Genomic DNA, 14,130 nt, shown 5'->3' with positions numbered 1-14,130 from the left:
CCGTCCGGGAGGTGGAGCATGGTAAGCACGCCCGAACTCATGGCCTGGACCGCGGTCGTCACCGCTGCGATGCTGGCCCTGGCTTGGCTGGCGGAACGGCTGCCCTTTTTCAAAGCGGCGATCGCCGTGGTCGAAGACGTGCTCTCGGCCGTGTACCTTACCGCAGGCCTCTCCGTCGTCATGATCAGCGTCGTCACCCGCTACGTGTTCAACAACCCGCTGGGCTGGGCCGATGAGTTCGCCCGCGTCTTCGTGGCCTGGGGGGCGATGTTTGGATTCTCGGTCGCCCTGCGCGAACGGCGTCACATCGGCGTGGACCTGCTCTACACGGCAGTGAGCGATCGCGTCAAGCACGGCATGGACCTGCTGGCCAACTTCATCGGCTTGGTCTTCGCGGCCTTCATGTCCGTCACGGGTTGGAAGCTCGTCGTCTTCCTCAAGATGTTGGGGCTCAAGTCGATCTACACCGACATTCCCGAGTGGATCCTGCAGCTGATCATCCCCCTGGGCTTCCTGCTTTTTGCGCTGCAGTTCGCCATCAACCTGTTCGACGTGCTGCGGGGCCGCGAGCCGATTCACGAGGAGGTGGCGGGCGTATGAGCGTGGGCCTCGCGATGACCATCCTGTTCGGCACCTTCGTCGTCCTGCTGCTCGTGCGTGTGCCTATCGGGGTTTCGCTCGCCGTCGCCAGCCTGATTACGTTCTGGGTTCAGGGCGACTTCAACATCCTGCAAGCGGCCTCGCGCATGTTCGAGGGCATCAACTCCTTCGCCCTCCTCGCCATCCCCGGCTTCGTCTTCACCGGGGTGGTGATGGCCCGCGGGGGCATCGCCAAGTACCTGGTGGAGGCGGTGCGCGCCTGGGTGGGGCACCTTCCCGGCGGCCTCTCGGTGGTCGTCGTCGTTTCCTCGATGATCTTCGCGGCCATCTCGGGCTCGTCCCCCGCCACCGCGGCCGCGATCGGGTCGGTGACCATTCCCGCCATGATCCAGAATGGCTACTCCAAGCGCTACGCCATGGGTCTGGTGGCCACCTCGGGTACGCTGGGCATCCTGATTCCGCCCAGCATCACGATGATCATCTACGGGATCACCACCGACCAGTCGATCGGCAAGCTCTTCATTGCCGGCATCATCCCCGGCATCCTGCTGGGGGGCAGCCTCATCGTCTTCGCCATCTGGTACGCCATCAGGAACAACTACGGGCGGCTGCCCCGGGCCGGTTGGCCCGAGCGCTGGCGCGCGCTCTTCGTGGCGCTGCCGGGGGCGTTCCTGCCCTTCCTGATCATGGGCACGATCTACAGCGGCATCGCCACCCCGACCGAGTCGTCGGTGATCGCGCTCTTCTACGCGGTGCTGGTGAGCCTCTTCATCTACCGCGAGACCACCTGGCGTGACTGGATCGAGATCGTGCGCGAGAGCGTGAGCATCACCTCGATGATCTACCTCATCGTGGCCGCGGCCATGCTCTTCTCGCTCTACATGACGCAGAAGCAGGTGCCGCAGCTGGCGGCGGAATGGATCGCCGCCACGGGCATGGGCCGCTACGCGGTCTTCGCCGTCACCTCGGGTATGTTCATCGTCCTGGGTATGTTCCTGGAGGCCGTTTCGATCATCCTGATCACGCTACCGGTACTCCAGCCCATCCTGGAGACCGTGGGCATCGACCTGATCCACTTTGCGGTGGTGATGACGATCAGCATGGAGCTCGCTATGATCACGCCGCCGGTAGGGTTGAACCTCTTCGTCATCTCGGGCATCACCCGGGCCCCGCTGGGCGAGGTGGTGCGCGGGGTGATCCCCTTCTACTCGGTGCTGCTCTTCGTCCTGGTGCTGCTCATCTTCTTCCCCGAGCTCAGCCTCTGGCTGCCGGGTTTGATGAAGTAACGCCGCGGTTATCCGGCGCCCGGGCGAAGGCCCGGGCGCGCCTTCTTGCGTTTGGGGCACTGGGGGTGGGGGGCCACGACCACGAGCGCGACGACCGGTTCGTCGCCCGCGTTTTCCAGCGAGTTGACCGCCCCCGCGGGAACCCGCAGCGCCTGGCCGGCCGCCAGGTCGGCCGACTCGCCGTCCACGGAGGCGCGCAAGACGCCCTCGAGCACGTAGACGATCTTGTCGGACCGCTTGAAAGCGAAGGGCCTTTGCCGCTGCCCCGGCAGCAGCGTGTAGAGGTCGTAGTACAGCTGCGGGGAGTCGAAGATCGGGATCTTTTGCTTCTTTTCCGCGTCGAAACGAACCAGCTCCCTAAGCGTGCGTACCTCCATGGGCACCCTCCAGGATCTTGGCCAAGCGCAAGAGGCTGTGGCGATGGGTGGGTTCTTCGTCGAGCTCCGGCAGGCGGGTGACCCGGACCGGGCTCTCTGCCCGCCAGCGCTCGACCCAGGCGCGTTGCCGGGATGCGCGGGCGGCGTAGGGCGGGCAGTCTGGGCAGGCCTGCGGGTCCAGCACCCGGTTCAGCACCGCGAGCTCGAGCCCGATCCCGAAGCGCGCCAGCGCCGCCATCAGCTCGAGCCCCTGCACCACCGGCAGCCGCTCGGGCTGGGCCACCACCACCGCGCGCGTACGCTCGCGCAGCATCGCCAGAATCTCGCCCGTGAGCCGGCGCCAGCCCTCGATCAGCGGGGTGGGGTCGGCGCCCTTGAGGTAGCCTTGCAGCTTCAGGTAGAGGCGGTGGGCCTGGGTGAGGTGGTCGTAGAACAGCGCCTGCGCCTCCAGCAGCGCCAGCGTGCCCGCGGTGGGGGCGCTGTCCCAGACGATGCGGTCGTAGCGCCCCGAGGCCTCGGCCTCGAGCAGGTAGCTGAGCAGGAACTCCTCTTCGAGGCCGGGCACCCCTTCGAGGTAGTCGAGGATCTCGCGCTCCACCGGAAGCAGGCTGCGCAGCACCCGGTAGACCTCCTCGCCGAAGCGCTCGCGCCAGTGCGTCAGCACCACGCGCCGTGTCAGCTCGACGGCCTCGAGCCCCGGGGCGACCTCGCGCGCCTCGTCGCCCACGCCGGGGAAGATCTGCCCCAACGCCCCGGTGGGGTCGGTGGAGACGAGCAGCACCCGCCGCCCCCGCCGCGCCTCCCAAAGCGCCAGCGCGCTGGCGACCGTGGTCTTGCCCACGCCCCCCTTACCGGCCACGAGCCGCACCGTGTGCACCTTCTCAGCCTACCGCCCGGTAAGCTGGAGGCGTGACCTACGACGAGTTCGTGGATCTGGTGACCCGGCTCTGGGACGAGATCCCCGAGGAGTTCAAGCGCGAGCTGCAGGGGGTGCACGTCCTGCCCCAGGCGAAGCACGACCCCAGCGGCCTGCCCGGGGTGGTGCGGCTCGGCGAGTACACCGACCCCGGCCCGCCCTCGGTCTTCGCCGGGCACGTGCACCTGGGCCGCCACATCGCGCTCTACTACGGCTCCTTCGCCGAGATCGCCCGCGGCGACCCCGGCTTCGATTGGGAGGCCGAAACCTGGGAGACGCTGCTCCACGAGCTGCGCCACCACGTCGAGAGCCTGGCCTGGCGCGACGACCTGATCCAGGAGGACGTGCGCCAGCTCGAGGCCCTCAAACGCCGTCGTGGCTAGAGCGCACCCATCAACTTGAGCGCCACCGGCACGAGCAGCAGCGCCACCGTGCGCACCTGCCCCCGGTGGGGCAGGCGTTCGAAGAGCCGCGCCCCCAGCCACAGCCCCGCCAGCGTGCCCGGCAGGCTCAGCAGCGCCAGCCGCACCAGCTCGGCGGTAAGCAGCCCCGCCTGCCAGTTGGCCAGCGTCCAGACCAGCGTGCCCAGGCCGAAGGCGCTGGTGAAGAGGGCCCGCATCGCCGCGGGCGGGTAGCGCAGCGGCAGGTAGACGAAAAGCGGCAGCGCCCCCGCCCCCAGCGTCCCCACGAGGAGGCCGCCCGTGAGCATCACCAGCGCGAGCCGGGCGAGCTCGGCGGCGTTCAGAGGGGGTGCGGTCTCGGGGCTGGGCAGGCGCACCAGACTCCACAACGCGAAGACGAGCAGCACCAATCCCAGGGCGAACTTGAGCCGGGCTTCCGGCAGCGTCACGAGCAGGCGGGTGCCCAGCACCAGCCCCAGCGCGTAGGCGGCCGCGGCGGGGAGGTCGCGCCGGGGCTCGAGCCCCTGGCGCACCAGCCAGAGCATCGGCAGGTTGGCCAAAAAGAGCAGGAAGGCGGTGTAGGGCACCACCTGGCGCAGCGGCCAGAAGAGGCCGAGCACCGGCACGATGAAGAGGGCGGGACCGAACCCCGCCAGCCCCTTGATCGCGAAGGCGAAGACCGCGAGCAGGTTGAGCCCCGGCACCATGGTTCAGCCGTCCAGGTCCCAGCCGGCTTCCAGGTGGGCCGCGTCGCCGACGGCGTGCACGAAGCCGCCGCCGGTCACCCCTTCGGGGAAGTGCAGCCGGGTGATCGAGGTGTTCTCCAGGCGGATGCGCCAGGGCACCGCGCTTTGGGCCTCCAGCACCCCCAGCACCGCGGCGCGGATCGCGCCGCCGTGGGAGACGACCAGGTGCCGGCCGTCTGCGAGTTCGCGCAGGAAGGCCCAGACGCGGTCGTAGAGCTCGGCCAGGGTCTCGCCGCCGGGAAAGCGGGTGTGCCAGGGGTCCTGCTGCGAGCGGGTCACGTAGTCCGCGAAACGGGCCTGCACCTCCGGACGGGTGAGGCCGGCCAGCTCGCCCACGCAGACCTCGCGCAGCCGCCGGTCGCGGCGCGGTTCCAGGCCCAGGCGCGCGCCCACGATCCGCGCGGTCTCGAACGCGCGGCTGAGGTCGGAGGTGCGGAGCGACGTCCAGGTGAGGTCCAGCCGCGCCAGCCGTTCGGCGAGCCGCCGCGCCTGCGCCCGGCCCTCGGGGGCGAGGGGAACGTCGCGCTGCCCCTGCCAGAGGCCGTTTTGGTTGTGAGCGGTGACGCCGTGGCGCACGAGCCAGACTTCCACCCCTCCACCCTAACACCGCCCGGTAGACTGGGCTCGTGAAGACCGCGAGCGAACTGACCCGGGCCTACGCGCGCGGCGCGGCCTCGCCGCTCGAGGTCGCCGAGCGGGTCCTCGCCGAACTCGAACCCGGGCCCGTGGTGGCGGCGCTCACCCCCGAGCGCGCCCTCGCCGCGGCGCAGGCGAGCGCCGCGCGCTACGCCGCGGGGCGGCCCCTGGGCCCCCTCGACGGGGTGCCCGTCCTCGTCAAGGACCTGCTCGACCTGCGGGGCACTGTGACCGGCGCGGGCTCGGCGGTGCTCGCTCGGCTGCGTGCGCCCGCGCGCGAGGACGCGGCGGCGGTGAGGAACCTCGTGCGCGCCGGTGCGGTGATCGTGGGCAAGAGCCAGCTCAACGAGCTTGCCTTCTCGGGCCTCGGCCTCAACCCCCACTTCGGCACGCCCCCGAACGCGCTGGACCCCGAGCGGGTTCCGGGCGGGTCGTCCTCGGGCTCGGCCGTCGCGGTGGCCCGCGGCCGGGTGCCGCTGGCCGTGGGCAGCGACACCGGCGGCTCGGTGCGCATTCCCGCGGCCTTCAACGGCCTCGTCGGCTTCAAGCCCAGCTGGGGCCGGATCCCCACCCGCGGGGTGACGCCGCTGGCCGTGAGCCTCGACACCGTCGGTCCGCTCGCGCGCAACGTGGAGGACGCCTGGAGCCTTTTTCTGGGTCTCGCGGGGGAGCCCCCGCGTCCCCTGCCGGCGGCCCCGGCGCGTCCGCGGCTGCTCGTGCCCGCGGACCTGCTCACCCGGGCGCGCCCCGAGGTGGCCCAACCCTTCGAGCGCGCCCTCGCGCGGCTCGAGGCGGCGGGGGCCCGGCTCGAGCGGCGGCCGCTGCCCGGCCTCACGGAGGTCTACGCCCTTTACCGCCGCTACGGCGCCCTGGCGGCCCACGAGGCCTTCGCGTACTGGCGTGACCTGATCGCCGAGCACGGCGCCGAGATGGACCCGCGGGTGGTGCGGCGGGTGCTGGCCGTGGCCGAGCGCCCCGGCGTCCACCATGCGCAGCTCAGGCGCGAACGCGCCCGCCGCGTGCCCGCGTTCTGGGGCGGGCTTGGGGGCATGGACGCCCTGGTCCTGCCCACCGCCCCGGTGCCGCCGCCGCTCTTGGCCGAAGTGGAGGCCTCCGAGGAGGCCTACTTCCGGGCCAACGACCGGGTGCTCGCCTACACCATGCTCTTCAACTTCTACGGCGGGCCGGCGGTCAGCCTGCCCCTCGCGCCCGGGGTGGGCCTGATGCTCGCGGCCGCGCCCGGACGCGACCCCGCACTCTTCGCCCTCGCCGCCTGGGCCGCGGCCGCTTAGGCCACCCCGCCGGCGAGGTCGTTCACTTCGCGAGCGTCACGTCGGCCACGCCCACCGCGGCCCCCGAGCGGGCGAAGGGGCGGCGCTCGATGCGGAAGAGGGAGGCCGCGTTTTCCTGGTACCACCAGCCCATCGTGTAGTTGTCGAGCTTCACGACGGGCAGGGTGACGGGCTGGGGGCCGACCGTGGTCTGGTTTTCGAAGTCGTTCGCGAAGACGGTCCGGTAGCGGTCGCCGTCGCGAACCGCGCCCACGACGTCGTCGAAGAAGACGAGGGGCCGGCCCGACTGGGTGGCCCACTTGCGCGCCCGCACCGCGCCGACGAGGTAGATCGTGCTGCCGCGGTCGAAGGGCATGTAGTTGGGGTAGTCGAGGGGGATGCTGGAGAGGTCCAGGTGGCGCGCGAGCCCACCGCCCTCGATCGCGAACCCCAGAAAGCGGCGGCTCGCGAAGTCGGCCGTCACCCGCACCCGGTACCAGGTGTCGGGCAGGAGCGCCTGGCCGAGTTCGAACAGCTTCCAGTTGCGCTCGCGGCTGGGGGTGCCGGCGAGCGCCGCGTCGCTGCCGCCACCCACCCAGACGGTGCCGTCGCGCTGGAACCCGACGAAGGCCATCCAGTCGCCGCCCTTGGTCCAGCGATGGTTCGTCACGCCCTCGAGCAGCTCCTGGTCCACGAAGATGATCACGTCCGCGGGCAGGTCGGCGCCGAAGCGGACGTAGGCCTCCACGTAGCCGGTCCCGGGGTCCGCGAGGAAACGCACGTCCTCCGCGAAACCCACCACCCCGCTCAGGCGCGTGTCGTAGCCGTCGGGGTTCCCCGCGCAGGCGCCGAGCAGCAGCGCCAGGAGACCCCACAGGATGCGCGTACCGGTCATACCCCCCTCCCTTTCGCTACCGCTTGTACCCAAGGATACGGCACCGCGGCGGGGCGCGCGTGAGTCGGCCGCCACAGGGCGCTAGGATAAGCCCATGCAGATCCTCGACTTCCGCTCCGACACCGTGACCCGCCCCAGCCCCGCGATGCGCAGGGCGATGGCCGAGGCCGAGGTGGGCGACGACGTCTACCGCGAAGATCCGACCGTCAACCGGCTCGAGGCCCTGGCCGCCGAGCTGCTGGGCTTCGAGCGGGCCGTCTACATGCCCTCGGGCACGATGACCAACCAGGTGGCCCTGCTGGTGCACACCCGCCGGGGCCAGGAGATCATCGTCACCGAGGGCGCCCACGTCTACGAGTTCGAACCCGGGGCGATGGCCAACCTCTCGGGCGCCTCGCCCCGCTTCGTGCCCTCGCCCTACGGCGTGCCCGACCCCGAGGACGTGCGCCGCGCGGTTCACACCTCGCCCCACCAGGCGCCCACCGGCCTGATCGCGCTCGAGAACACCCACAACACCGCCGGGGGCACGGTGGTGCCGCTCGCGGTGCAGCGGGCGGTGCAGGCGGTGGCTAGGGAGGCGGGGCTGCCCGTGCACCTGGACGGGGCGCGGCTCTTCAACGCGGCCGTGGCCCTGGGGGTTGAGGGGCGGGAGGTCGCCGCCGGCTTCGACACCGTCTCGGTCTGCCTCTCCAAGGGGCTGGGCGCGCCCGTGGGCAGCCTGCTGCTGGGTCCCGCCGCGCTGGAAGGGGAGATCCGCCGCTACCGCAAGATGCTGGGCGGCGGGATGCGCCAGGCCGGGGTGCTGGCCGCGGCGGGCATCGTCGCCCTGACCGAGGGGCCGCAGGCGCTGGCCCGCGACCACGCCCTCGCCCGCGAGCTCGCCGAGGGCCTGGTGCGGCTGGGGCTCGACGTGGACCTGAAGTCGGTGCAGACCAACATGGTCTTCGCGCGGGTGGGGGACGCCCCGGGCTTCGCCGCCCGGCTCCGGGAGGCGGGCGTGCTGATCAACGCGCTGGGCCCCGACCGGGTGCGCTTCGTCGCCCACCGCGACCTTCCCGACGAGGCCGCCGCCGAGGCGCTCGCGCGCATCGAGCCGCTCCTGGGATAGCCCCGACGGCGTCGGATGCTGTACTATGAGTAAGACATGGCAATTCGCGTAGGAATTTTAACGGTGTCGGACCGCAGCTCCCGCGGGGAGCGCGCCGACACGACGCACCAGGCCATCCGCGAGGCCCTGGCCGGCGGCCCCTACGAGGTGGTGGCCTACGAGGTGGTCCCCGACGAGGTGGCCCAGATCCGCCGGGTGCTCAGGCTCTGGGCCGACCGCGACAGCCTCGACCTGATCCTCACCAACGGGGGCACGGGGCTGGCGCTGCGCGACCATACCCCGGAGGCCACCCTCGAGGTGGTGGACCGCCAGGTGCCGGGTCTGGCCGAGCTGGTGCGCAGCGAGGGCGTGAAGAAGACCCCGATGGCCGCGCTCTCGCGCGGGGTGGCGGGGGTGCGCGGCTCCACCTTGATCATCAACCTGCCCGGCAGCCCCAAGGGGGCGCGCGAGTCGGTGGAGGCGCTGCTCGGGATCCTGCCCCACGCGATCGAGCAGGTGAGCGGGCGCAGCGTACCGGGCGGACACGAACACAGCTAGCCTGTATAAAATGGGGCGCATGACGCCACCGAATCGTTGGGCCAGCGAGCGGGTTCGGGCGATGCCCGAGTCCGTTTTCCTCTTGATGGACCGGGCCAAGAGCGCGGCACGTGCCCAGGGGAAGCGGGTGATCGACCTTTCCATCGGCGCTTCCGACCTGCCGGTGCCGGGCGAGCTGATCGCCGAGCTGGAAAGCGCCGCCCGCGACCCCGCCACCTGGGGCTACTGCCTGAAGAGCTGCACCCACCGCTTCCTCGAGGAGGCGACCCGCTGGTACGCCGGCCGCTTCGGGCTCGAGCTCGATCCCGGCTCGCAGGCGCTCAGCCTGATCGGGAGCCAGGAGGGGCTGGCCCACCTGCTTCTGGCCGTGGCCGACCCCGGCCAGGCGGTGCTCATCCCCGAGGTTGCCTACCCCAGCTACTGGGGCGCGGCGGCGCTGGCGGGGCTGGAGGCGGTGCCCCTGAAGCTGGGCGACGACCTGCTGCCGGTCTTCGAGGACCTGGAACCGGAGGTGCTCGCGCGGGCGCGGCTGATGGTGCTCAACTACCCCAACAACCCTACCGCGGCGCTGGCGGGCCGCGACTTCTGGGAGCGCGCCCTCGCCTTCGCCGAGGCGCACGACCTGCTGATCGTGCACGACAACCCCTACATCGACATGGTCTACGAGGGCGAGGCGGTGAGCCCGCTGACCCTCGAGGGGGCGCTCGAGCGCACCGTCGAGCTCTTCAGCTTTTCCAAGAGCTTCCACATGGGCGGGTTCCGGCTGGGCTTCGCCCTGGGCAACTCAGAGGCCATCGCCGCTCTGGAGGCGGCCAAAGCCCCGGTGGACTTCAACCAGTACCTGGGCATCCAGCGGATGGGCATCGCCGCGCTGCGGCTGCCGCCCGACCGGGTGCTGCGCGACGTGCAGGTCTTCCGCGGCCGCCGCGACGCCCTGGTGGAGGCCATGGAGGGCTGCGGGGTGCCGGTGAGCCGCCCCAAGGCGAGCATGTACCTCTGGCTCAAGCTTCCGGACGGCATGGACGACGTGCGCTTCGCGCTGCGCGCGGTCGAACACGCCGGGGTGGCGCTGGCGCCGGGGCGCGGCTTCGGCCCCGGCGGGCACGGCTACGTGCGCTTCGCGCTGGTGCAGCCGCCCGAGGTGCTGGCCGAGGCCGGGCGCCGCGTCGCGGCCCTGCTCGACTAGCCCGCGCCTGGACGAGCCGGTCGCCCACCCCGGCTGCGGCGGGGGACGGCAGCGGGTAGAATCCGTTCATGCGACGACGGAAGCGCCGCCGCCGCACCCGCCTGCGCGAGCGCTACGAGCGGCGCCTCTTCGAGATCCTGCGGGAGCTCTCGATCCCCCTGGTCATCCTTCACTTCACGCTGGCCGTGGGCACGCTGGGGTACATGGCGCTTTCCGGCGGCGACTTCATCAACAGCTTCTACATGACCGTGATCACCATCGGCACCATCGGCTTCGGCGAGGTGGTGCAGGGGGCCGACACGACGGCCGGGCGCATCTTCACCACCTTCCTGGCGCTCGGCGGGGTGGGGGTTTTCACCAGCACGATCACCGTCATCGCGCGCGTGATCTTCAAGGAAGAACTGCAGCACCTGTGGAGGAGGCTTTCCATGATGAACGCCATCGACAAGCTGGAGGGGCACTACATCCTCGCCGGGTTCGACGAGGTGACCGCGGAGCTGGCGCGGCTGCTCGAGCGCCGCAAGGTGCCCTTCGTCGTCCTCGACGACACCCAGGAGGGGCTGGCGCGCATCGCCGAGCTGCGCCTGCCCTACTACCTGCCCGAGGCCCCGTTCGAACAGGAGACGCTGCTGGCCGCGGGCATCCGCCGCGCCGAGGGGATGGTGGTCAACCTCGGCGACGACGCCCGCAACATCTCGATCATCGCCGTGGCGCGGCTCCTGCGCCCCGAGCCCGAGGAGTTCGCCATCTACTCCTTCGCCTCCTCGCCCGACGACGCCGAGCGCCTGGAGGAACTGGGCGCGAACCGCGCCTTCTTCCCCGGCCGCATGGTCGCGGGGCGGCTGGCGGCCTACCTGTTCCACCCCGAGTCCAGCTACCTGCAGGGCCTCTTCGACCGGCTGGCCTTCGGGGAGGAGACCGACGTGGACCTGCTCGAGGTGCGCGTCGAGGAAGGCCACCCCTGGGCGGGCCGCCGGGTGGGCGAGCTGCGGCGGGAGCTGCGGGTCAACGTGGTGGCGCTGCGGCTGCCCGGCGGCCGCCTGGAACTGGAACTCGACGACGAGCGCGAGGTGCAGCCGGGCTGCGCCCTGATCCTGTTCGGACGCGCCGAGCGGCTCGAGAAGCTGCGCGAGCGCCTGGAGGTGGAACGTGAGCTCCCGTAAACTGCTGACCGACTTCTTCGTGTTGATGGCGCTGACGACGAACGTCAGCTTCGTGGTCTTTCCCAACGGGGTCGAACTCTTCGTCACCGTGGTCACCAACCTGGCGGCGACCCTGCTCAAGGTGGGCGAGGGCCGGGTGCTCTCGGCGGAGCTGATGGCCACCGGTTTGGTCGCCGACCTGCACCTGATCCCGGCGCTCTACTTCTTCTACTCCGGTAACCCCGCCGAGGCGGTCTCGCTGGCGTGGGGGGCGCTGGCGGCCAACGTGGTAAGCGTGCTGCTGGTGGTGATCGACACCGTCCTCAAGAGCTATATGGAGGAGGAGTAGCCGCGGCGGTGGCGCGACGGCTCTTCCTCCTGGGCGGTGCGGCGGCGCTGGAGGCGGCCAGCCGCGAATTCGTCGCCGCCGCGGGGCCCGATCCGGAGCCGGTGCTGCTGCTCCAGGGCGGGCCGGGTTGGGAGCGGTACCTGCCGCGCTACCTCGAGCCGTGGAAACGCCTGGGGGTGCGGCGGTACCGTGTCGTAGCGCCCGACGGCGACCGGCTCGACGTGGAAGCGGCCCTGCAGGCGGTGCGGGAGGCCACGGGCATCTTCATCGGGGGCGGGGACACCTCGATCTACCACCGCCTCTACGGCGCCGAACCCCTGCGCTCGGCCCTCGCCGCGCGCTACCGTGCGGGGGTGCCCCTGGCGGGGCTTTCGGCGGGGGCGCGGCTGGCTTCGCGGAGCTGCATCCTCGACCCCACGGAGACGGGTACGAACGCGATCGCTACGGTGCGTGGCCTGGGCTTCGTCGAGGACGTGGTGGAGGCCCACTTCGACACGCCGCGCGCCCGGTCCTGGCTCCTCGCGGCGATGCGGGTGACGGGCAGCCGCCGCGGCTGGGGGATGGGCGACGGGGCCTGCCTGGTTTTCGAGGACGGGCGGTTCGAACGCGTGCTGGGGGGACCGGCGTACCGGGTCGAGATGAGCGACTTCGCATCCGGAGCGCACGTCTTGCACGAGCTGACGTAGGCCGCCGGGCGGCTACCCCCCGATGCCCAGCATCACCCGCTCGCGCACGGTGGGCAGCGTCGAGCCCTGCCGCGGCTTCTTCCCGGCGGCGGCCAGCAGCGCCTCCTGCAGCGCGGCCACCGGATCGTCGGCCTCGAACGCCCAGGCGATGTCGAGCTCCAGGTCGGTGAGCAGGCAGGGGCGGATCTTCTTGTCCGAGGTCAGGCGCAGGCGGGTGCAGTTCGAACAAAAAGGCTCGGAAACCGAGTTGATGAAGCCGATGGTGCCCTGGCTGCCGGCGACCTTCCAGACCCGGGCGGGCGAGCTGGGGTCGGTGGGCACCTCCTCGAGCGGCCCGAAGCGCTCCTCGATGCGCCGCCGCGTCTCGGCCCCGGAGACGAACTGCCGCTGGTACTCGTCGAAGGGCGCGTTGTTGAGGTGCATGTACTCGATGAAGCGGACGTGCAGCGGCCGGTCCACGGAGAGCGCCGCCAGGTCGCCCACCTCCTGGTCGTTGATCCCGCCGATCACCACCGCGTTCAGCTTGACGGGGTGGAGCTCCAGCTCGAGCGCCAGCTCGATGGCGTCCCACACCTGGGCGATCTCGCCGCCGCGGGTCAGGTTGCGGAAGACGTCGGGGTTCACGGCGTCGATCGAGATGTTGACGCGCGAGAGCCCCGCGGCGAGCAGTTCCTTGTGGCGGCGGCGGAAGAGGGTGCCGTTGGTGGTCACGGCCACGTCGCGCACGCCCGGGGTGGCGGCCGCGGCCTCGATCATCTCGGGCAGTTCGCGCCGCACCAGCGGCTCGCCGCCGGTGAAGCGCACCGCGTCCATGCCCAGGCGGGCGGCCGCGCGCAGGAAGTGGCGCACGTCGTCCGTGGTGACGGTTCCGGGAGGGTCGCTCATCTCCATGCCCAGCGGGTGGCAGTAGACGCAGTGGTAGTTGCAGCGCGGGGTGATGGAGATGCGCAGGTCCCGGAGCACGCGGCCGTAGTTGTCGATGAGCTTCATACCGCCCCCTTCCACCGTGTTGCACATTATAGCAACACGCTTTCGGGGCGAATGCAAGCCTGCTTACCGCCCACGCCTATACTGGGGGCGATGAACGAAGCGACCGAACGCACGCATTCCGGGTTCGTGGCCATCCTGGGCAAGCCCAACGTGGGCAAGAGCACCCTGCTCAACCAGATGCTGGGGGTCAAGGTGGCCCCCATCAGCCCCAAGCCCCAGACCACCCGCAAGAGCGTGCGCGGCATCTACACCGAGGGCGACCGACAGATCGTCTTCGTGGACACCCCGGGGCTGCACAAGCCCGCCGACGCCCTGGGCGACTACATCAACCGCCAGGTGACCGAGGCGCTGGCGGACGTGGACGTCGTCCTCTGGCTGGTGGACCTGCGCCACCCGCCCACGCCCGAGGACGAGCTGGTGGCGCGCACGCTGGAGCCGCTGGTGGGGAAGAAGCCGGTGCTGCTCGTGGGCAACAAGGCCGACGCCGCCAAGTACCCCGACGAAGCGCTGGAGGCCTACGCGGCGCTTTTGCCCGGGGCCGAGGTGCGCAAGATCAGCGCGTTTTCCGAGCGCGACGTGGCCAGGTTGCGGGCCGAGCTCCTGGCGCTCCTGCCCGAAGGCCCCTTCTTCTACCCGCCAGGCCACGCCAAGAGCGACCAGCCCATCGAGGACTGGATCGCCGAGACGATCCGCGAGGAGGTGATGAAGCGGCTGCGTCAGGAAATCCCCTACGCGGTCGCGGTCAAGGTGGAGGAGGTGGCCGAGCGCCCGGGCGGCACCCTCTACGCCCACGCCGTCCTCTACGTGGAACGCGAGGCGCACAAGCCGATCCTGATCGGTAAGGGGGGGCGCATGCTGAAGGAGCTGGGGCGCGCGGCGCGCAAGCAGCTCGAGCTCTTTTTGAACCGCCCGGTCTTCCTGGACCTCGAGGTCAAGGTCTACCCCAACTGGCGCAAGAACCCCGAGGCCCTGCGCGAGCTGGGTTACGAGTAGCGCGGACGGCG

The 14,130-nt window shown here is 71.1% G+C and carries 17 protein-coding genes; 11 read left to right on the top strand and 6 right to left on the bottom strand.

Features of this window, described 5'->3' with window-relative positions; translation table 11 throughout:
• The first annotated feature begins 18 nt into the window (after positions 1-18).
• On the top strand, positions 19-600 hold the full coding sequence (locus HNQ05_RS02660; RefSeq protein ID WP_147145735.1) for a TRAP transporter small permease: 582 nt from the start codon (positions 19-21) through the stop codon (positions 598-600).
• Positions 597-1,886 carry a TRAP transporter large permease gene (locus HNQ05_RS02655; protein WP_147145737.1) on the top strand — a complete coding sequence of 430 codons (1,290 nt, stop codon included), beginning with the start codon at positions 597-599 and terminating at the stop codon, positions 1,884-1,886. The genes HNQ05_RS02660 and HNQ05_RS02655 overlap by 4 nt, the downstream gene beginning before the upstream one ends.
• Before the next feature lie 8 nt (positions 1,887-1,894).
• Here HNQ05_RS02655 and HNQ05_RS02650 read toward each other — a convergent pair whose 3' ends face one another.
• Together HNQ05_RS02650 and HNQ05_RS02645 are read right to left on the bottom strand one after the other, a co-directional pair.
• On the bottom strand, positions 1,895-2,263 hold the full coding sequence (locus HNQ05_RS02650; protein ID WP_147145739.1) for a cupin domain-containing protein: 369 nt from the start codon (positions 2,261-2,263) through the stop codon (positions 1,895-1,897).
• The gene (locus HNQ05_RS02645; protein WP_147145741.1) at positions 2,244-3,140 is read right to left on the bottom strand and encodes an ArsA family ATPase; all 897 of its coding nucleotides are present in this window, start codon (positions 3,138-3,140) and stop codon (positions 2,244-2,246) included. The genes HNQ05_RS02650 and HNQ05_RS02645 overlap by 20 nt, the downstream gene beginning before the upstream one ends.
• 32 nt (positions 3,141-3,172) lie before the next feature.
• Here HNQ05_RS02645 and HNQ05_RS02640 point away from each other — a divergent pair, with 32 nt between their 5' ends.
• Positions 3,173-3,562 carry a metallopeptidase family protein gene (locus HNQ05_RS02640; protein ID WP_147145742.1) on the top strand — a complete coding sequence of 130 codons (390 nt, stop codon included), beginning with the start codon at positions 3,173-3,175 and terminating at the stop codon, positions 3,560-3,562.
• Here HNQ05_RS02640 and HNQ05_RS02635 read toward each other — a convergent pair.
• Together HNQ05_RS02635 and HNQ05_RS02630 are read right to left on the bottom strand one after the other, a co-directional pair.
• A complete protein-coding gene (locus HNQ05_RS02635; protein ID WP_147145744.1) occupies positions 3,559-4,287 on the bottom strand; it encodes a sulfite exporter TauE/SafE family protein in 729 nt (242 codons plus the stop codon). The two genes, HNQ05_RS02640 and HNQ05_RS02635, sit on opposite strands and share 4 nt — an antisense overlap.
• Before the next feature lie 3 nt (positions 4,288-4,290).
• Entirely contained in the window at positions 4,291-4,917 is a 627-nt protein-coding gene (locus HNQ05_RS02630; protein ID WP_147145746.1) for a histidine phosphatase family protein, read from the bottom strand.
• A 35-nt stretch (positions 4,918-4,952) separates the two neighbouring features.
• Here HNQ05_RS02630 and HNQ05_RS02625 point away from each other — a divergent pair, with 35 nt between their 5' ends.
• The gene (locus HNQ05_RS02625) at positions 4,953-6,254 is read left to right on the top strand and encodes an amidase (RefSeq protein ID WP_147145748.1); all 1,302 of its coding nucleotides are present in this window, start codon (positions 4,953-4,955) and stop codon (positions 6,252-6,254) included.
• Between the two features lie 22 nt (positions 6,255-6,276).
• Here HNQ05_RS02625 and HNQ05_RS02620 read toward each other — a convergent pair whose 3' ends face one another.
• Entirely contained in the window at positions 6,277-7,128 is an 852-nt protein-coding gene (locus HNQ05_RS02620) for a hypothetical protein (RefSeq protein ID WP_147145750.1), read from the bottom strand.
• Positions 7,129-7,222: 94 nt separating this feature from the next.
• Between HNQ05_RS02620 and HNQ05_RS02615 the strand changes: the two genes are divergently transcribed.
• From HNQ05_RS02615 to HNQ05_RS02590, 6 genes are all read left to right on the top strand, one after another.
• Positions 7,223-8,236 (top strand): threonine aldolase family protein, encoded by a 1,014-nt coding sequence (locus tag HNQ05_RS02615; protein WP_147145752.1) that lies wholly within the window; start codon positions 7,223-7,225, stop codon positions 8,234-8,236.
• A gap of 36 nt (positions 8,237-8,272) precedes the next feature.
• Positions 8,273-8,773 (top strand): MogA/MoaB family molybdenum cofactor biosynthesis protein, encoded by a 501-nt coding sequence (locus HNQ05_RS02610; protein ID WP_147145754.1) that lies wholly within the window; start codon positions 8,273-8,275, stop codon positions 8,771-8,773.
• Positions 8,774-8,792: 19 nt separating this feature from the next.
• Positions 8,793-9,959 carry an aminotransferase class I/II-fold pyridoxal phosphate-dependent enzyme gene (locus HNQ05_RS02605; RefSeq protein ID WP_246104081.1) on the top strand — a complete coding sequence of 389 codons (1,167 nt, stop codon included), beginning with the start codon at positions 8,793-8,795 and terminating at the stop codon, positions 9,957-9,959.
• Between the two features lie 68 nt (positions 9,960-10,027).
• The gene (locus tag HNQ05_RS02600; protein ID WP_147145756.1) at positions 10,028-11,122 is read left to right on the top strand and encodes a potassium channel family protein; all 1,095 of its coding nucleotides are present in this window, start codon (positions 10,028-10,030) and stop codon (positions 11,120-11,122) included.
• Positions 11,109-11,450: a DUF6394 family protein gene (locus tag HNQ05_RS02595; protein ID WP_147145758.1), complete on the top strand. Its 342-nt coding sequence runs from the start codon at positions 11,109-11,111 to the stop codon at positions 11,448-11,450. The genes HNQ05_RS02600 and HNQ05_RS02595 overlap by 14 nt, the downstream gene beginning before the upstream one ends.
• An 8-nt stretch (positions 11,451-11,458) precedes the next feature.
• Positions 11,459-12,136 (top strand): Type 1 glutamine amidotransferase-like domain-containing protein, encoded by a 678-nt coding sequence (locus HNQ05_RS02590; protein ID WP_183677562.1) that lies wholly within the window; start codon positions 11,459-11,461, stop codon positions 12,134-12,136.
• 12 nt (positions 12,137-12,148) lie between these two features.
• On the opposite strand, the gene moaA is transcribed toward HNQ05_RS02590, so the two are convergent.
• Positions 12,149-13,126 carry a GTP 3',8-cyclase MoaA gene (gene moaA, locus HNQ05_RS02585; RefSeq protein ID WP_147145762.1) on the bottom strand — a complete coding sequence of 326 codons (978 nt, stop codon included), beginning with the start codon at positions 13,124-13,126 and terminating at the stop codon, positions 12,149-12,151.
• Between the two features lie 90 nt (positions 13,127-13,216).
• On the opposite strand from moaA, the gene era reads away from it, so the two are divergent.
• Entirely contained in the window at positions 13,217-14,119 is a 903-nt protein-coding gene (gene era / locus HNQ05_RS02580) for a GTPase Era (protein WP_147145764.1), read from the top strand.
• Positions 14,120-14,130: the final 11 nt, after the last annotated feature.

The sequence above is a fragment of the Oceanithermus desulfurans genome, assembly GCF_014201675.1.
Lineage (GTDB): Bacteria > Deinococcota > Deinococci > Deinococcales > Marinithermaceae > Oceanithermus > Oceanithermus desulfurans.
This window is presented reverse-complemented; position numbering and strand designations above follow the sequence as displayed.

Coding starts and splice junctions, on each gene's coding strand:
- HNQ05_RS02620 (WP_147145750.1), bottom strand. CDS start 7,128: ATGACCGGTACGCGCATCCTGTGGGGTCTCCTGGCGCTGCTGCTCGGC.
- HNQ05_RS02660 (WP_147145735.1), top strand. CDS start 19: ATGGTAAGCACGCCCGAACTCATGGCCTGGACCGCGGTCGTCACCGCT.
- moaA (WP_147145762.1), bottom strand. CDS start 13,126: ATGAAGCTCATCGACAACTACGGCCGCGTGCTCCGGGACCTGCGCATC.
- HNQ05_RS02605 (WP_246104081.1), top strand. CDS start 8,793: ATGACGCCACCGAATCGTTGGGCCAGCGAGCGGGTTCGGGCGATGCCC.
- HNQ05_RS02650 (WP_147145739.1), bottom strand. CDS start 2,263: ATGGAGGTACGCACGCTTAGGGAGCTGGTTCGTTTCGACGCGGAAAAG.
- HNQ05_RS02635 (WP_147145744.1), bottom strand. CDS start 4,287: ATGGTGCCGGGGCTCAACCTGCTCGCGGTCTTCGCCTTCGCGATCAAG.
- HNQ05_RS02610 (WP_147145754.1), top strand. CDS start 8,273: ATGGCAATTCGCGTAGGAATTTTAACGGTGTCGGACCGCAGCTCCCGC.
- HNQ05_RS02655 (WP_147145737.1), top strand. CDS start 597: ATGAGCGTGGGCCTCGCGATGACCATCCTGTTCGGCACCTTCGTCGTC.
- HNQ05_RS02600 (WP_147145756.1), top strand. CDS start 10,028: ATGCGACGACGGAAGCGCCGCCGCCGCACCCGCCTGCGCGAGCGCTAC.
- era (WP_147145764.1), top strand. CDS start 13,217: ATGAACGAAGCGACCGAACGCACGCATTCCGGGTTCGTGGCCATCCTG.
- HNQ05_RS02615 (WP_147145752.1), top strand. CDS start 7,223: ATGCAGATCCTCGACTTCCGCTCCGACACCGTGACCCGCCCCAGCCCC.